Origin of the sequence: Paraniabella aurantiaca (genome assembly GCF_050309965.1) — a bacterium.
Lineage (GTDB): Bacteria > Bacteroidota > Bacteroidia > Chitinophagales > Chitinophagaceae > Niabella.
This window is the reverse complement of record NZ_JBLOSY010000002.1, coordinates 1,288,903-1,306,604: the sequence shown is the minus strand read 5'-3', so window position 1 is coordinate 1,306,604 and position 17,702 is coordinate 1,288,903. Positions and strand designations below refer to the sequence as shown.

At 43.0% G+C, this 17,702-nt stretch carries 12 protein-coding genes; 2 read left to right on the top strand and 10 right to left on the bottom strand.

Annotated elements, in window-relative coordinates; all coding sequences use genetic code 11:
- Positions 1–53: 53 nt before the first annotated feature.
- The 10 genes from ACLOAU_RS19695 to ACLOAU_RS19650 all read right to left on the bottom strand — a co-directional run bounded on the left by ACLOAU_RS19695 (position 54) and on the right by ACLOAU_RS19650 (position 15,680).
- Complete coding sequence (locus ACLOAU_RS19695) at positions 54–1,598, bottom strand: alpha-N-arabinofuranosidase (protein ID WP_427863623.1); 1,545 nt, start codon at positions 1,596–1,598, stop codon at positions 54–56.
- A gap of 140 nt (positions 1,599–1,738) precedes the next feature.
- A complete protein-coding gene (locus ACLOAU_RS19690; protein ID WP_427863622.1) occupies positions 1,739–2,683 on the bottom strand; it encodes an aldo/keto reductase in 945 nt (314 codons plus the stop codon).
- An 89-nt stretch (positions 2,684–2,772) separates the two neighbouring features.
- Complete coding sequence (locus ACLOAU_RS19685; protein ID WP_427863621.1) at positions 2,773–3,543, bottom strand: sialate O-acetylesterase; 771 nt, start codon at positions 3,541–3,543, stop codon at positions 2,773–2,775.
- Position 3,544: 1 nt separating this feature from the next.
- Positions 3,545–4,714 carry a mannonate dehydratase gene (gene uxuA, locus ACLOAU_RS19680; protein WP_427863620.1) on the bottom strand — a complete coding sequence of 390 codons (1,170 nt, stop codon included), beginning with the start codon at positions 4,712–4,714 and terminating at the stop codon, positions 3,545–3,547.
- Positions 4,715–4,997: 283 nt separating this feature from the next.
- On the bottom strand, positions 4,998–7,751 hold the full coding sequence (locus ACLOAU_RS19675; RefSeq protein WP_427863619.1) for a glycosyl hydrolase: 2,754 nt from the start codon (positions 7,749–7,751) through the stop codon (positions 4,998–5,000).
- 433 nt (positions 7,752–8,184) lie between these two features.
- Positions 8,185–9,183: a Gfo/Idh/MocA family protein gene (locus ACLOAU_RS19670; protein ID WP_427863618.1), complete on the bottom strand. Its 999-nt coding sequence runs from the start codon at positions 9,181–9,183 to the stop codon at positions 8,185–8,187.
- Positions 9,184–9,422: 239 nt separating this feature from the next.
- Entirely contained in the window at positions 9,423–11,792 is a 2,370-nt protein-coding gene (locus ACLOAU_RS19665; protein ID WP_427863617.1) for a glycosyl hydrolase 115 family protein, read from the bottom strand.
- A 16-nt stretch (positions 11,793–11,808) separates the two neighbouring features.
- A complete protein-coding gene (locus ACLOAU_RS19660; RefSeq protein WP_427863616.1) occupies positions 11,809–14,811 on the bottom strand; it encodes a glycoside hydrolase family 2 protein in 3,003 nt (1,000 codons plus the stop codon).
- A gap of 295 nt (positions 14,812–15,106) precedes the next feature.
- A complete protein-coding gene (locus ACLOAU_RS19655) occupies positions 15,107–15,478 on the bottom strand; it encodes a VOC family protein (RefSeq protein ID WP_427863615.1) in 372 nt (123 codons plus the stop codon).
- 10 nt (positions 15,479–15,488) lie between these two features.
- Entirely contained in the window at positions 15,489–15,680 is a 192-nt protein-coding gene (locus ACLOAU_RS19650) for a KOW motif-containing protein (protein ID WP_427863614.1), read from the bottom strand.
- A gap of 183 nt (positions 15,681–15,863) precedes the next feature.
- Between ACLOAU_RS19650 and ACLOAU_RS19645 the strand changes: the two genes are divergently transcribed.
- Both ACLOAU_RS19645 and ACLOAU_RS19640 read left to right on the top strand, forming a co-directional pair.
- Positions 15,864–16,745, top strand: a complete 882-nt coding sequence (locus ACLOAU_RS19645) for an NmrA family NAD(P)-binding protein (protein ID WP_427863613.1) — start codon at positions 15,864–15,866, stop codon at positions 16,743–16,745.
- Positions 16,746–16,761: 16 nt separating this feature from the next.
- Positions 16,762–17,682, top strand: coding sequence for a helix-turn-helix domain-containing protein (locus tag ACLOAU_RS19640; protein ID WP_427863612.1), 921 nt, complete (start codon positions 16,762–16,764; stop codon positions 17,680–17,682).
- Positions 17,683–17,702 lie beyond the last annotated feature (20 nt).

Here is a 17,702-nt window from a genome sequence, read left to right as displayed (position 1 = left end):
ACTGTTAACAAATTATTATTTCAAACGTTTGATTTGTTTGCTTCAGCGTTTATTTATTCTAAGGTGATGCTCACCACGCTCAGCTTAGGCAGTTTAATGTTTAAAGAGCCTTTGCCAATTGTTGCACCACTGAAAGCCGCAGGAACTACTTTGTTTTTATTGTCAAATGTATTGATATCGGTAAAACTTTTTGACGTCAATATTCTTCCGTTCACTTTTTTATAGCTCTTTCCCTTAAGCGATACATTTAACGTAATATCTTTTCCGGCGTCAATATTAACCAGTGTAATATGCATTTTACCATTGGAGTCGAGCGAAGCGGAAGCATTAACCGCGGGAATTTTCTCGTTACCACTTGTATAATCCGGCGTAGTAAAACTCATCGGTATCAGCTTGGCATCCATATGTCCCATAAACAGGTCGAATACGTGGTAAGTAGGTGTCAGTAACATTTCTTTTCCTTTGGTTAATACGATGGATTGCAGCACATTCACTGTTTGCGCCAGGTTGGCCATCTTTACCCGATCTGCGTGATTGTTGAATATATTCAATGTGGTTCCGGCAATCAAAGCATCTCTTAAACTATTTTGCTGGTACAGGAAACCCGGATTAGTGCCCGGCTCCACATCCGTCCAGATACCCCATTCGTCCACCACCAGCGCCACGCGCTTTTCTTTATCGTATTTGTCCATTATAGCCGAATGCTTCTGCACCAGCTCCTCCATATGCAGGCAGTTTTTCATGGTTTTAAAGTACTCCTGTTCGTTAAATACGGTTGCAGATCCCTTGCTGCCGTTCCAGTTACCGGTAGGCAGCGTATAGTAATGTAAAGTCATGCCCCACATCTGGTTACGCGGAACATTCTTCATTAACACTTCGGTCCACCTGTAATCGTCGGAATTAGCACCGCTGGCTATTTTTTTCATGGGGGCACCCGGATAATTACGGGCATAAGTAGCATATCTTTTATACAGGTCGGCATAGTACTCTGGCGTCATATTACCACCGCAGCCCCAGCTTTCATTACCTACGCCCCAGTAAGTTACTTTCCAGGGCTGTTCCCGGCCATTCTGCTTCCTGAGTTCAGTCATGGTACTTTGTGCAGGAGAATTTAAATATTCCACCCACTTAGCCATTTCTTCTACCGTACCGCTACCTACATTACCTGCTACATAAGGCTCGGTATTCAAAAGGCCGCATAATTCCAAAAACTCATGGGTGCCAAAACTATTATCTTCCGAAACGCCGCCCCAGTTAGTGTTCACCATCTTTGGTCTGTCAGCCGGCTTACCAATGCCATCTCTCCAATGATACTCATCAGCAAAGCATCCGCCCGGCCAGCGCAGGTTGGGTATCTTAATTTTTTTCAATGCCTCTACCACATCCAACCTGATGCGGCCCTGCTTTTTTACATCCATATTTTCATCTACCCAAAAACCGTCGTAGATACACCGGCCCAGGTGCTCGGCAAAATGTCCGTATATATGTTTGCTGATCGTGGTTTTAGCATCTTCCGTATTTAATGTAGTGGTTACTACCTGTGCATTTACTCCGGCTCCTAAAACTGCAGCGAGCAGGGCCAGCGTCATTTTCTTCATGGCAATTGATTTTTAATTGTTAATCGTACAATTAAAAATAGGTAATTAGTTGATTACTGCAAACAAGCCTTATTATATTTTTTTTTGTGATAATAAAAAAGCCTGGCGAACCAGGCTTCCATTCATATTCTTAATCTAATTTATTTACTTGCCTTATTTAATGCCTCCAGGTCTTCATTTGAAAGTGTTAATTCAGGAGCGGCAAATAAAGCTTCCAACTGATGATTGCTGGTGGCGCTCACAATAGGTGCATCAATATGGGGTTGCGCCAATAACCAGGCTAACGCTACTGTTGCCGGGGTACTGTTATGCGCAGCAGCTACCTGGTCTAATACTCCCAATACAGCCAAACCTTTTTCATTCAGGTATTTGGCAGCACCGGCACCACGGGCACTTTTATTGAAATCGGCTTCGCTACGGTATTTACCGGTTAAGAAGCCAGCCGCTAAAGACCAGTAAGGAAACACAGACAAGTTGTATTGTTGTGCCAGGGAAGCATATTGTTGCTCGTACTTTTCCCTTTCGACCAAATTATAATGCGGTTGCAGGGCTACATAGCGTGGCAGATTATTTTTCTCAGCAGCTTCAAATGAGGCAATAAGCCTCTCAGGTGATAGATTAGAAGCCGCTATATACCTCACTTTCCCGGCTTTGATGATTTCGTCATAAGCTGATAAGGTTTCTTCAACCGGAGTTTTGTTATCATCAAAGTGCGTGTAATACAAATCGATATGATCGGTCTGTAATCGTCGCAGGGATTCATCCACCGACGTTAAAATATGCGCTTTGCTGATATCATAGCCGTGCTCTTTGGTCTCCGAACCCACTTTGGTAGCTAACACAATTTTATCACGGTTGTTTCGGGCTTTTATCCAGTTGCCAATGATGGTTTCAGACTGACCGCCGGTACCGTTTACCCACCAGGCATAGGTATCAGCCGTATCTATAAAATTATAGCCTTTATCAACAAAAGCATCTAATATGCCAAAAGACTGATCTTCATTTAAAGTCCAGCCAAACACATTACCACCAAAATTCAACGGAGCGATCTCCAGATCTGTATTCGAAATTTTTACCTTATTCATTACTTTATTTTTATAGGATATGTTTATAAAAAACAATCATTCTATAAAAAGGTTGAAATAAATATAGCCGGAAATAAACCGACAGCTGATCATTTTTTCTGCAATTGCTTCATTGCCCGGGCATACCGCTTTCCCAGTTCCCGAGCCGATGGAGTATCAAAATGCAAATGATCACCTTTATCGGTAAGCCCGTCAGCAGCAACAACTGATGTATAAGGTAGCTGATTCGGTAATTGGTTGATTATTGCATTAATAAAATTTCGTTTATTAAAATAGCCAACTTCACCTGCCACAAAAGGTAATTGCTCGTTAGAAAAGTCTTTACGGAATCTTTGTACCAACAATACCAGTTCACTCAGGTATTTTTTTGATCGGATTGAATCATTATCCGCTTCTCCCTGATGCCATAGGATACCTTTCAACACGCCTTTTTGCATGGCTATTTTTGTACGCCGTATAGCATCATCATAAGGATGTGCACTCAAATAAGCAACTCCGGGCTTCCACACTTCTACGGGCGATCCGCCCCAGGCACAAGGGATCAGGCCTATGGAAATATTGTTTTCCTCTCTCAGCATTTCATCGGCAAAGCCAATAGCAGGTCCTACCCCGGCCATTTGGGGTTTATCAAAATGAACAGGGTCGGTTGCCGGTACCCAGCTATTCGTTGAGTCCAGCATCAGGATCTTTGCGTTAGTCAACCTGCTTTGCGCATCGGGCTTTCCCCGCCCTGCCATATTCGATTGCCCCACCAAAAGGTACAAATGAATACTGCTGTCTGGTTTTCCAGGCTGGGCTGCCGAATCAAAAGCAACCAGGCAGGATGTAATACAGGCAACTATCGCTAAGATCCGTTTCATATTATAATATTGAGTTCGCGATTCCCATTTCCAATCCTCTTAACTCGGCTAATCCACGTAAACGGCCGATACAGGAGTAGCCCGGATTGGTTTGCTTACGCAGGTCATCTACCATCTGGTGCCCGTGATCGGGACGAACCGGTAAAGAGATCTGCCTTTTTTGCTGTAGCAGCACCAACTCTTTCATCACTGCATACATATTGGCATCGCCTTCCAGATGATTGGCTTCATAAAAATCGCCTTCTTCATTTCTTTGTGTAGACCGCAGGTGGATAAAATTAACACGATCGCCCAGGTTGCGCAACATAGCAGGTAGATCATTTTGAGGGATCACGCCAAATGACCCCGTACAATAACAAAGCCCGTTAGATGCATTAGGAACTGCGGCTGCCAGTTTTTGAAAATCAGCTTCTGTGCTCATAATTCGGGGCAGGCCCAGGATCGCATAGGGAGGATCATCAGGGTGAATAGCCAGCTTCACGCCCACTTCATCTGCTACCGGCGCTATCTCTGATAGGAAATAGATCAGGTTCGAGCGCAGCCGCTCCGCATCGGTGTTGCTGTAGCGATCCAATTGTTTTTGAAAGGCTTCGAGGGTAAAGCTTTCTTCCGCACCGGGCAAGCCTGCAATCATATTTGCCACAAGCGTGCTCTTTTCTTCTTCGGTCATACCATCCAGTCTCAACCTGGCCTTGCTTAATTCTTCTTCAGTATATTCTTTTTCCGCACCAGGACGTTTTAATAAAAACACATCAAAAGCTATGAAAGCAGCTCTTTCAAACCGTAGTGCTTTAGATCCATCCGGCATGGTATATGCTAAATCAGTACGCGTCCAGTCTAACACCGGCATAAAATTGTAAGTTACGATGCGTATATCGCATGCTGCCAGGTTGCGAATGCTCTGCTTATAATGATCAATATATTTTTTATATTCCCCTTCCTGCGTTTTGATATGCTCATGAACCGGTACGCTTTCTACCACTGACCAGGTAAGACCTACAGCTTCAATTTCAGATTTTCTTTTTTGAATTTCCTCTACTGTCCATATTTCGCCATTCTTAATATGATGTAACGCTGTTACCACACCCGTGGCACCTGCCTGCCTGATATCCCACAGTGAAACCGGATCGTTAGGGCCATACCAACGCCATGTTTGTTCAAATAATTTCATTCCTTGTACTTTTTTGATCCGCTAAGATAACTATTGTATGTATTTCATTTCTCTCAGCCATTCCAAAGTAATTTCCGGCCACATATTTGCCGACCCGGGATTCTTATTTACCGTATACCCGTGACCGCCATAGGGGAATATATGCAGGGATGCATGTAAAATATGTTTAGAATTTCATCAATCATTGATTGGTGTCGAGCCAATCAATGTGAAGCAGATTTCTCCCTCATAGCCGATGGCTAAGATGGTCGAAATGGCGATAAGGAATTAACTCAATCGCTTCTTACTTCAACGGTACCAATTGAACTGTTCCACCTAAGCCAGAAGGCTGTACTTTCCACTTGCCGGCATCGAAATCTTTATAATTAATATTCACAAAATTGATCTCATGGTAATTGCGCCATACTTCACCTTTCTGATCCATATCACGGATGCGATTGGCCATCAGGTTACACACTTCAATACTGATGGTATTATTTCCGGGCCTTAAATACTGGCCAATCCTTTTTTCGAAAGGCAGGCTCCAGATCAGTCCGGCATCCTTTCCATTCACAATGATCCTAGCCGACTCATATAATTGATCCAGTTGTAACAGGTAGTCTGCGGCTTTATTTTTAAGAACAAACGAAGTAGTATAAACGCCGGTTCCGGAGAAAGCCCGGGTACGGGCATCGTTCGTAAAATCCGTCCATGGCTTAATACCCGTCATCTGCAAGGTTGCGGGTAGCTGAGGTCCGCCTTCTTTAAAGCTCAACATCCATTTATTATTTTGAAGTTGAATTGCATTTGCTGCGGGCTCTATATACTTATAAACAGGTGCTTCTTCTTTCTTTTCAGTGAGCTTTATAATTACTGAAGCTCCTGATTTTAATTGCAACCTGAAACCCGTTGCAGTGCCATCTTTTTGATGTGCAACTTTATTCACTGTGCCATTCACCGGATCCATTATCAAAACCGTTGCTGCTGCATTTTGCAGGGAAATAGTTTTATCGAAATCATTAGCCGTATTGTTCACTATAAAATAATAACTGGCATCAGGCATTTTCCTGCGGATAAATTTCAATCCACTGTCTGCAATGGTTTCCCTTGCAACTTTTAAATAGACTAAGGCTTCGTGCACATCACCTATCACTATCTTACCCTTACCCACAGCAGCAACCTGCAAATTATTATTTTCAGACGGCCTCAATTGGGCGATCAGGCGCTTTAACTCCTGCCTTTGTTGTGCTACATCTTTATAACCGGGTACATCCTGCGGAAATTGCTGTATGACAACAGCTGCACCTTCAGACGCCAGTCTGATAATATTCTTAAAAGTTGCTACAGGCATTTTTTCACATGCTGGTATCAACAATACTTTATGTTGACCACCTTTTGGAGAAATACTGAACTGTGTTCCGTTGGCTTTGGCCAGCTCCAGCATTTTGTCAGATACAAAGTCCAATGCATAACCTTCATTTTGCAAAGACACGAGGTTTTTATAAAAGGCGGTCGGGTGTAACCAATCATCCACATGATGCACCGACAAAGGCTTATCCATACCTTTGGCATTATGCCATATATCATATATTGGCCAGTAAATCGCTAATTCATTATCCGGCGTACCGGCCTGTAATACTGACTGGCAGCGGGCTATATAATCGTTCAACCCCTTTAAATGCGGCCATAAGCTATTGTTAGGCACAAAATTTACAGAAGCATAAAATAGCCAGCCTGGCCATTTAGCATCAGCAGGGCTATAAGTAGTACCATGATAAAACACATGATTGACTCCCGAAAGAAAGACCTGGTCTACTTCCGGTTTGCATTGACTCCAGGAAGTTTTAAAATGTTCGCTGAGCCAGGTAAAGGTTTCGCAGCTCGTTAATGGCTTTCCATAAGCATGCGCTGCGGAGGATGCAAACTTCAACATATTCGGATCGGGATCCACATTTCTTATATCTGCACTATCCCTTCTTAATCCTTTGATAGGAAAATAGCTGCTGCCAAAGGTTTCTGTTTCGGGCACATCAAATGCTCCATAAAGATCGAGCAGGTTACCGGGAGAGCCATGCGCCTGGTTAATGGAAAGTGCCTTGCGTTGATGTGTCCAATTAGTATAAACGGTCGAAAAGTTCTCCCGCATCAGGTCAGCCATTGTTTCGCGGTAGTCGGATTTAATACGGGCAGTATGGTCATCTTTTGTATCAGAAAAAAGTACATTGATATGCTGCTCCAGGTCGTAGCCTCTGCGCCTGCCAAATTCACTAAAGAATTCAGGCGTCCAGTTGGCGCCATATACTTCATAGCTATCGTTAAAAAAACCTTTTACACCATGCGAGCTATTACCAAAAGCAGTATCAAATGCTTTAAAATAATTAGCAGTTGCCGATTTTGAGAAGTGATCTATTGTAAATCCTTCGCCCCCCGGTGCAGCCCTTTTTACGGCCTGGCGGGTTTTACCGGTGAATAAGGCAAATAGTTTCAGATCCTCCGTTGGTTTAAAATTTAACTTACCGGAGGCATCTAGTTTACCAGTCAGGTCCGTTGCCTTCCCCTCACTGTTATAGCCCATCAATACACTTAAAACAGCTCCATCCTTTTGTTTGGGATCATTTACTACAATAAGATCCGTTAAAACAGTATTAGCTTTCAGATCATATTGCTGTACCAGGGCTTTTGATGCCGCATCTTCTTTGGCAACATGCGATCCACCGATAGGCCAACCTGTACCTACTGAAATATATACGCCCATATTTAAAGCATTGGCCCTGCTTACGGTATGATCCAACATCTGCATCCATCGGGGAGACAAATACTTAATGTAACGGCTCTCGTAACCTTTAGCGCCATAAATAGGTACAATCTCTACGCCGCCCAGGCCAGACTCACTGTACTGTTTTAAAAGGGTGCTGATATTATTTTCGTCAACAGCGCTACCCATCCACCACCAACGGGTCCAGGGTTTTGCCTGTTGCGTAATGACAGGCCATTGAGCCTGGGCCATTAACTGGCTTACTCCCAACATCATTAAACAGGAAAACAGTAATTTTTTCATCCAATTATTTTATATATCCAAAAGAGCTTTTCTTAAAAGTTATAAAACCGCAATCGCATTGCTTTTATTTTTCTGCGTTTTAAACCGTTTGATACACCAATCATACGAGTTCGGCCGAATAGCGTTGACCTGCGTCTGGCTAAAGTGATGGGTAACAATGGTGAAGCAGTAATCTTCATCAGGCATATAATCGTTTTTGTCGAAGAAGCCTTAAAGATAAGTCCATCTTGCTAACAACCATCCTGCTTCATCCTGAAACAATGGCAGTAGCTTTTGTATATAATTCGAAGATACCAATCATTGCCTGGTGCAGGCTCGAGCGTTGTGCCTGGCCATCTCCTAGCCTGGCAGTTCAAACCTTTTATTAACCCCCAAAGCATAGTTGCACGCAGTCAGACTAACAAGTTTCTATACCTAATTGTATATTTAATGCTTATAAATCCAAACCACTCGTATTGTTACCGGCAAACGCATCTATAATTTCCATTACTTCCGTACCAATAGCTCCGTTACAGGGATTTTCTCCCTCATCCAGAAAATAACTAACCACTCTTTCGATCATAGGCTGCTCTACATGTTGTAAGGGCTCAAATTCCAATAGCTCTGTTTGTCCGTCAACGGTTACCCATACCTTTTGTCCGAAAAATCCGAAGCGAATTGTTCCTCTTGAACCATAAATGGTACAGGTATCCACCGCATCCTGCTCACTTACGGCAAAGCACCAAACCCCGTTAAATAAAACGCTGTTTTCAAAAAATATGGAGCCGCTCACCAGGTCGTCTGCCTGGGAGGTCTGGCTTTGATTGAACGCAACACCCGAATATTGTTTCACTGCTCCGAACAGGTAGAGCATAATATCTATCTGGTGAGGAGCTAGATCATGAAAAAGACCACCTCCCGATAAAGCGGGATTCGTACGCCAGTTATCTTCTGAACGGGCAATGAGGTTCGCTGACTGGCCTTGTAATAAATGCAGTTGTATAAAACGTATATCACCAATAGCTCCCGTGTCCACCAGGGATTTAATTTTTAAGAACATCGGCTGCATGCGACGATAATGCGCAACGCAAAGTTTTACATTCTTTTCTGTTGCATAGTCAGACATTTGCCTTGCTTCAGCCGCGTTCAGCGCCATTGGCTTTTCCACATACACCGGTTTACCAGCCTGCAAAGCTGCTAATGTATAGGTTGCATGTGTGTTCGGTGGCGTAGCAATATATATCGCGTTGACTTCGGGATCATTAATGAGTTCGTCTGCATCAGCATACCATTTGGGCACACCATGCCTGCGTGCATAATCTGCTGCTTTGTCCGCGTTGCGGCGCATTACAGCTACCAGTTTAGACTGTGCAATTTTATTAAATGCAGGTCCACTCTTTACTTCGGTTACATCTCCACAGCCAATGATCCCCCAGTTTATTTGTTGTGTCATTTTTCACTTTTTAAACGCATTAATAATTTCACAAAACTACTTAACGTCTTAATACTCTTAACTTCTTAATGGTTCCGTCTTTTTCTCAAGATACATATTATAAAACATTAACGGATGAAGGCACATTAAGAATTGCTCTCAACGGCTCAATAGATTACCAATCTTAACACCCTTAACTCCTTAATGGTTCTACTTTCTTCAAATTCTTTCATAAACATTAAGAATGAATACCATTCTCCTCACCAAACCTTTACCTGATCCACCACAACACCTTCATCCAAAGCCGTGATGTATATCATTTGTTTACCTTTTTTGTTCAATAGATGACTGGTGCTGCGGATGGCCTGGTTACGCAATACATTCTCCTTCCATTCTTCACTTCGGCCTTCGGTAGCATAGTTTACGATTTGATCCGGTCCATCATTTATACGGATCGCGTATCGGATCGCTTTTCCTTCAACAGGATGATTCGGCGCTAATGCCAGCTCTACGCGCAACGAATCTGCAACGCTGGTATTAAAACTATAGTTGAGTGTTGTACCCACAGGCACCGTAACGGCACCACGCTGATAGCCCAAACCATGAGCCACCGGCTTGCTGCCTGAATAAGCGGTATAGACTGTTCCGTTCCACATAAATTTCGGAGGATTATAAGATGCCAGACCAGCTTCAGCTTTTGTACGAGGTAATCTATCGAAAACAGCCAGGTTACGAGGCTTAAAATCCATCATACCCCTCCACTTTCCGTTACTTACTGCATTATATTGTTGCGTAAGTTGTTCTATCTGATCATAAGCCTTATCACTTTCTGCCCAATCGGCTTTACCATGCCTGGCTAACTGCCCGTATAATATTTTTTTGTTCATTTCAGCAGCACCCAGCACTGGATATGCAACCAATTGAAACCAAGTATCTTTTTGGCCCAGGGGTATCTTTTTTGAAAGTGCTGCAACCTGTGCTGATAATGCTTCGTAAGCTTTTAATCTTTCCCTTATCTCCGGCTCGCTCCAGGGCAGATCAGCAACCATTTTATACTTTGGATCTTTCTCTTCGGCTCTCGTAGCACCCATAAACTCAGGTTTGCGGATATATGCCAACCGGTAATATTCATTCATTAACCGGAGTAGTGCTTCCCCATTCGATGAACCAAACTCCCTGCCTAACCAGCTTTTCAGGTGTTGGTCTAGGCCGATGATATCATTGTTTATTGCATTGATATTCCAGGCCATGTCTAAGAACAATTCAGTGAGATATTCGCCGGGCTTTAAATCACCTACATTTACTATCCAGAAATCTTTAGCACCTTTATCATAAGCCTGCCTCATCTGCGTATACAGCTGTGCCGGGTGGTTGGTAGACAGCCAGAGATAATCGTGCGGACGTCCCCAATAAGAAATATGATAATACACGCCATTGCCTCCTTTACGTGCTCTTTCCGCTGCGGTAGGAAAATTCCTGATATACCCATAATTATCGTCGCACCATACCAGCGTTACATCTTCGGGTACTTCCATCCCGTCGTTATATACATCCAACACTTCTTTGTAAGGTATAAACACCTGTGGTATTTTTGTTACATCCGGATTTACATAGGTTTTCAAGAGCTCTCTTTCATCTTTAATCACCTTCGACAATACAGCTTTATGTTCTTTCAAAGTCTTTACCCCCTGCATCATGCCGTCGTGCTTACCCCTTAAGCCGATGGTATAGATATTATCAGAGCCTTTCAACTCCTTTAATCTTTCAGTCCAATAAGCAAGCATGGCCTCCTTGTTCGTTGTGTAATTATAATCGCCCTTACCTGCTATATCCCATTCATTCACGCTATTTCTCATCAGGGGCTCGCAATGAGAGGTACCCACAATAATTCCGTATTGATCTGCTGTTTCCTTATTGCCTGTAGTAAAGTAAAACGGGACCGTTACCTCGTGCATCGCCGGCCAGATTGTATTGGCTCTCAATCTTAATAATAATTCAAAAACCTTCGCGTATGTTTTAGGACCGATAGCGCCTTTTGTATTTCCTACGGTGGGTAGGCCGGGTTCAAAACTGGTACTGCTCCAGGGTAACAGGCCCCAGTCTTCATCGTTAAAGAAAATACCCCGGTGTTTGACAGAAGGATATTCCAGGCGGTTATAACCATTTTTTAAAGTGAATACTTTCTTTTTTGCAACCGGCGAATCAGCCCACCATTCCCAGGGAGACACGCCGATCATCCTTGACAGTTCTAATATACCATAAGCGGTACCTCTTTTATCAGAACCTACAATATATAACCGGTTGTTTTTAACTTCAATTACAAAGCCTTCGTTATGTGAACGTAAATCATTCAACAGTTTAGGAGAGATATACTTTTCAGCTGTGCTGTTTCCGCCCAAAGTACCTATAAAAATAAGCGGGCTGGCAGCTTCTATGATTTCACCGCCGAAAACTTTAGTATAATCTTCTTTTAAAATACCCAAGGCTGTGTGTATAACCGGGGCCTCCTGCTTATCGAGTGATACAGATAGATTTTTATTTCGCTGGAAAACAAAATCCGCATGTGCCTGAAAGGAGCCCATTATGAGGACTGTAAAAAACAACGCCAGCTTTTTCATCAGCAATTCCATTATGCGTTAAAGTTCGTTATTTGACAAGCTCATAAAACTCTGCTTCAATAATACTTAAAGCCCCTTTAGCTTTCGCGTCATCACGGGCAACACCATCATCCAGTTTTTTACCACCTACTTCCACTTCGCCCGAACCCAATCCCGTAGCAGCATTGGTTGCCAGCCTGATACGTATTTTTGTACCTTTAACCGGTTTGCATTGGATGGTGTAGTATCCCAGTGTAGGCCTGGTAGCACCGTCGAATACTTCTTTACCATCTACTGTAATGATCAAAGGGTAAGCTCTGGAACGAAAATTATTTAACTTCAACGCAATCTCATCTACTGTTGCGGCTTCCGCTAATTCATACTCAATCCATGCGGTATTGAGTTTACCATCGTTTACCCAGTCGCTTAGTTCATTATCATCGTAGCTCTGGCCGGCCTTCTCAGCATTAGATCCCGCAGTGGCCGCTTTCACACTCAATGCCTTACGGCTTACGGTGTAAGAAGGTGTAGCAGGTGTAGCGCCACGGGTTAATACAGACGGCAATCCAGCTGCGGGCAACACGGCGCCCAATCCATTTTCTGTTTTTACCGGTCGGGTTGTTAATTGTATGGATGCTGCTTTTAATCCATCGGCCTGGGCTTTAACGGCAATAGTACCTGGTGTAGTGGTTGAGCGGATCACAAATCGATTAACGCCGCCTTGTACCGGGAAACTTTTGGCTAACACATAATTATCAGGCCCCATCGCCATACCACCCCGCCATTCGCCTGGTCCATCCAGGGTGTACTGTACCTTATTCAAAGCCGTCGGACAACGCCGGCCTTTAGCATCTACGACTTCCACTTCAACAATAGAGACGTCGTTACCATCAGCCAGGAAGGGCGTTGGACGTTTAATTTCCGTCAGGCGTATCCCTACCGGATCTCCGGCAGTTTCCAGCTGCGTTGTGCATACCTGCTTGTTATTTTTATCGTATCCTACTGCGGCGATCGTCCCGGGTTTCCAGGCTACATTTTTAAAAGCAAAGATGAATCCATCGCTCAATGCGCCATAACCTAATGATTTACCGTTCACCTTCAGTTCCACCTTTGCTGCGGAAGAAATTACGTACATATCTTTGGTTACCCCCGACTTGTAATTCCAATGCCCTACAATATGAGCACGATAGCTTTCGGGCACTACCCATCCGTCCCACATTACTTCATGTGCATAATAGTTCTGTTTCTTAATACGCATGGCGTCTACCTCACCGCTGCGACGATAATTCTCTTCACCCCGATGATGCGTATTGGTTTCTGACCAAACGATGTTAACGCCCCCGCTGCTTACTCTTTTACCGGTACCTGGACGTTCTTTCCAGAACTCGTACCAGCGCTTTACATTTTCAAGGGCGTGGCTCTCCATATTCCTGTTGTAAGTGGCAGCATTTTGTCCATTATGCAATGGACCATCACCGTCCTTATGAAACGGCGGTGACCACTCATCCCAGTATTTGCGGGAGCCCTCATCACGAGAGTACTCCATAGCCCACATGGGTATATGCGCGCTCTTATTCGTATACAGCATCTCACCGCCATACTCGGCTACTTTACTATCCAGCATTTCACGGCTGCCAATGGCTCTCCCCCCAAAAGGATCGAGGCGATCACGCAGCGCTTTCATCTGAGTCATGTGCGCCTCACTAATGCTTTCATTACCGCACTCATAAAAAATAATACTCGGGTTATTACGATTGTAAATAATGGCATCATGCATCACCGCTACACGCTGATCCCAGCGGGTGCCTTCCACATCTTTTTCCGCATCACCTGCGGGCATCGCCTGTATCAGCCCTACCCTGTCGCAACTTTCCACATCCTGCTTAGAGGGCGAAATATGCATCCACCTCACCAGGTTGCCACCACTTTCTACCATCAGGCCGTTACTGTAATCGCTCATCCAGGCAGGAATAGAAGTACCCAAAGCTGGCCATTCATTTGAAGTTCGCTGGGCATAACCATGCACCATCATCACGCGGTCATTAAGATAGATCATCCCATCTTTAAATGCTGTTTTCCTGAAGCCTGTTTTAGTCGTCACTACATCTACCTGCTGATCGTTGAGCAGTATGGACGTTTTCACTTCGTACAAATAACCGTATCCCCAACTCCAGAAATTAAGTCCTGCAACGCGGGATTTAGCGCTCAATGTTTTCGTTTCGCCTGGCTGTATCGTGGTTTTCCCTCCTGTAAAAGATTTAATCGTTTTTCCATCCAGATCAATCAGGTCAACTTTAAAGCCCACCTGTTGCGCCTGCTGTGTTTCATTTTTTATTTCAGAAGCTGCGTTGACGGTTGCCGTTCTTCCCTTAATATCAAAATCACTCGCATAAATATATACGCCAGTCGTTTTAAGATTGGAATACAATGGTAAGGTTTGATACAACCTCGGTGTAATATGTAAAAACACATTACGGATGATGCCTCCGTAGTTAGCATTAAAATTCTTATCCTCCCATTGGTATTTACTGTTGGTAGCCCTTTCGCGATAGTTCCAGTCATTATCGATACGGGCCGCAATAATATTTTCCTGCCCATCAAAGTGTACCAGGTCCGTGATATCAAATCCAAAAGCGGTCACTCCATTTTCATGAAAGCCGATGGCCTTGCCGTTTATATAAAAATCGCCGCCCTGGCGTATGCCTTCAAACTCAATAAATACTTTTTTCCCTTTAGAAGATACAGGCAATTTAAAATGCTTCCGGTACCAAACAATACCCGTAGACAGATTTACAATATCCTTTTTAAAAGCATCATCTTCATTCCAGGCAGCAGGTAGCGTTACCTTTTTCCAATCGTCATCTTTACAGGCTGGTTCTTTAGCCTCAGGAATATCTCCCAACTTGAAAATCCAATCGTTATTAAAATTATATTTACGTTGCGGTACCGGCTCATACGCAATAGCGAAACTGCTCCATAGCACCAGTAACAAACAGCAAATACTACTTACTATTATTTCCCTGTTTGGCCGCTTGACTTGTAAGAATTTCATATTAATCGTTTCAATCGTTCTTTTGAATGGGTTGCCCTATAATGACTGAAACGAAAATAGAAGAGTTTGATTATTTATTGTCCTGCTGCGTCCTGCTCTGGCCTGCTTCATCGTTTTCTTTTATGCGCTTTATTAAGTGGCATGCCTTTTCAATCGTTTGAAATAAATAGCGCGAATGATCTATTAATATATCAATTGGCTATTGACAAAGGGTGAAGAAGAAAATATGGGAAGTAGTATCACCCGAATTACGGAGATTCTCTACTATTTATTGTATACCCGGGCAGGTAACCAATTATTTTAAAGCAGCAATATCCTGACCAAATTGCAGCAGGTAGCCGTTATTATCATAAATGGCAAATTCGCGCATTTCCCATTCGAAATTCTCAATAGGGTAGCATACTTTCACCTTATCTTTCAGAGATTGCCAGAGGGCGTCTACCTCATCCGTATTGAAATAAAAACTACCTGTAAAAACAGGCTTTTCAAATTCCTCATGTTGGTTAGGCTTAGCCAGCATAATCGATACCTGGTCTTTATAAAGAGAAGCCCATCCCCAATCTTCATTTTTCCCTGCCAGAATAAAACCCAGCATATCAGTATAAAACCGAATGGTGTCTTCCAGTTGATCTGTATAGATCATAGGACGTAAGGCGGTTAATTTCATGATAACTAATTTACAATTTAACAATCTCTACATTACGGGCCAGGGTTTTAAAACGAGTATGATCGTCCTGCTCTACAGTAATAGTAATATGGCCGGTTTTGCTGGTATGGATATCCCGCACTCTTCCTTGCTTTCCTTTATGAGTGCCGCTTACTACTTTGCAATAGTCGCCGTCTTTCAAAGATGTATTGTTGTAGTCCATATTATTTATTCGTTGAGATCATTATCCTTTTTAGCTCCATCATCTATAAAGTTCCTGATAATTATTCAGACAAACAAGAGCATACCACTTCCAATTATCCATTTTTGGCTACAGCAAAAGCAGATCTGGCTACATTGACACGGATGACAGGCCAGAACTTTGTATCAACAAAAATCAAAGAAAATGAAGATCATTATTACGGGTTCTTTAGGACATATCAGCAAACCCCTAACACAGGAATTAGTAGCAAAGGGCCATACCCTTAGCGTTATCAGCAGCAACCCTCAAAAACAGGAAGCTATTCGCAACCTGGGAGCCGAAGCCGCTATTGGTTCTTTATCGGATACCGATTTTTTAAGCCAGACTTTTACGGGAGCTGATGCCGTATATTGTATGATACCGCCGAATTACGATCATCCTGATCAAATGGTTTATTACCAGGAAACAGGAAAATCATATCGGCAAGCCATATTGAGAACCGGCGTTCAGCGAGTTGTTTGCCTTAGCAGTTACGGTGCTCATCTTCCTTCAGGAACCGGTTTTATAAGAGGTTCTTATTTTGTAGAGCAGATATTGAACACCATCCCAGACATTTTACTAACTCATGTACGTCCAACATTTTTTTACTATAATTTGCTGGGATTTATTGACATGATCAAAACAGCCGGATTTATAGGATCCGTTTATGGTGGTGATGACCGGCTAACTATGGTATCTCCCCGGGATATTGCAACAGCAATTGCCGAAGAATTGGAAAAAACTATGAATACCGAAGCTATACGCTATGTATCGAGCGATGACCTTACCTGCAGCGAAGCAGCAGCTATACTAGGCAAAGCTATTGGAAGACCGGATCTGGAATGGAAGACTTTGTCTGAAGAAGTAGTGTTAGAAGCTTTATTGGGCCGTGGCATGCCTGAAGAATCAGCCAAGAAATATGTAGAACTGGGAATGGCCATTCATACCGGGAAACTCAGAGCAGACTACGACATGCATCCACCTATATTGGGAAAAGTCAGGCTGGAAGCTTATGCCACTGAATTTGCCAGGGTATTTAATAGCTAATTATTACATTTAATACATGAAAAGCCAACCACTTCAGCGGATCAAAACCATCAGCCAATTTCATGAACTAAGAAATTTGCCCCAGCCTGAGCATCCATTGATCAGCATAGTTGACTACAGTTTGATTCAACCGAACGAGAATTACAACTCCTTTATACAGGATTTTTACTCCATCTCATTGAAAAGAACTACGAATGCCAAAATATTATACGGCCAGCAGCAATATGATTTTGATGCAGGTGTATTATTCTTTCTGGCGCCTAACCAGCTTTTCAGTGTCCAGCATAATAGCACAGCTACTCCGCAACACACGGGGTGGCTGCTGTTAATTCATCCCGACTTTCTCTGGGGCACTTCTTTAGCCAGTATTATAAAAAAGTATGTTTTTTTTGATTATGCTGTTAATGAAGCACTGTTTCTCTCAGAAAAAGAAGAAGAAACATTAAACAGTATTATCCGGCATATCAGACATGAATATCATGCAAACCTGGATCAGTTTAGTCAAAATATTATTATATCGCACTTAGAAACTCTTTTGAACTACTCAGAACGGTTTTATCAAAGACAATTTTTAACGCGTAAAATCAGCAATCACCAGGTTTTGGACCAGCTGGATCAACTATTGCAGAAGTATTTTGAAGGTAATGCCATTGTGCAGAAAGGCTTGCCTACCGTTCAATATGTTGCCGAACAATTGAACATTTCTGCCAGCTACCTGGGTTCTTTATTGAAGTCGCTTACGGGGATGCACACCCAACAGCATATTCATGAGAAGCTGGTTGAAAAAGCAAAAGAAAAATTATCTGCATCGTCCTTATCCATCAGCGAAATAGCTTACGAATTGGGCTTTGAACATCCGCAATCATTTAGTAAGTTGTTTAAAAATAAGACCCACTTAACACCGCAGGAATTCAGGCAATCTTTTCACCACAGGTAACCGGATTAAAAGAAGTTGCA

Coding starts and splice junctions, on each gene's coding strand:
- ACLOAU_RS19640 (WP_427863612.1), top strand. CDS start 16,762: ATGAAAAGCCAACCACTTCAGCGGATCAAAACCATCAGCCAATTTCAT.
- ACLOAU_RS19650 (WP_427863614.1), bottom strand. CDS start 15,680: ATGGACTACAACAATACATCTTTGAAAGACGGCGACTATTGCAAAGTA.
- ACLOAU_RS19655 (WP_427863615.1), bottom strand. CDS start 15,478: ATGAAATTAACCGCCTTACGTCCTATGATCTATACAGATCAACTGGAA.
- ACLOAU_RS19665 (WP_427863617.1), bottom strand. CDS start 11,792: ATGGAATTGCTGATGAAAAAGCTGGCGTTGTTTTTTACAGTCCTCATA.
- ACLOAU_RS19645 (WP_427863613.1), top strand. CDS start 15,864: ATGAAGATCATTATTACGGGTTCTTTAGGACATATCAGCAAACCCCTA.
- ACLOAU_RS19675 (WP_427863619.1), bottom strand. CDS start 7,751: ATGAAAAAATTACTGTTTTCCTGTTTAATGATGTTGGGAGTAAGCCAG.
- ACLOAU_RS19695 (WP_427863623.1), bottom strand. CDS start 1,598: ATGAAGAAAATGACGCTGGCCCTGCTCGCTGCAGTTTTAGGAGCCGGA.
- uxuA (WP_427863620.1), bottom strand. CDS start 4,714: ATGAAATTATTTGAACAAACATGGCGTTGGTATGGCCCTAACGATCCG.
- ACLOAU_RS19660 (WP_427863616.1), bottom strand. CDS start 14,811: ATGAAATTCTTACAAGTCAAGCGGCCAAACAGGGAAATAATAGTAAGT.
- ACLOAU_RS19670 (WP_427863618.1), bottom strand. CDS start 9,183: ATGACACAACAAATAAACTGGGGGATCATTGGCTGTGGAGATGTAACC.
- ACLOAU_RS19685 (WP_427863621.1), bottom strand. CDS start 3,543: ATGAAACGGATCTTAGCGATAGTTGCCTGTATTACATCCTGCCTGGTT.
- ACLOAU_RS19690 (WP_427863622.1), bottom strand. CDS start 2,683: ATGAATAAGGTAAAAATTTCGAATACAGATCTGGAGATCGCTCCGTTG.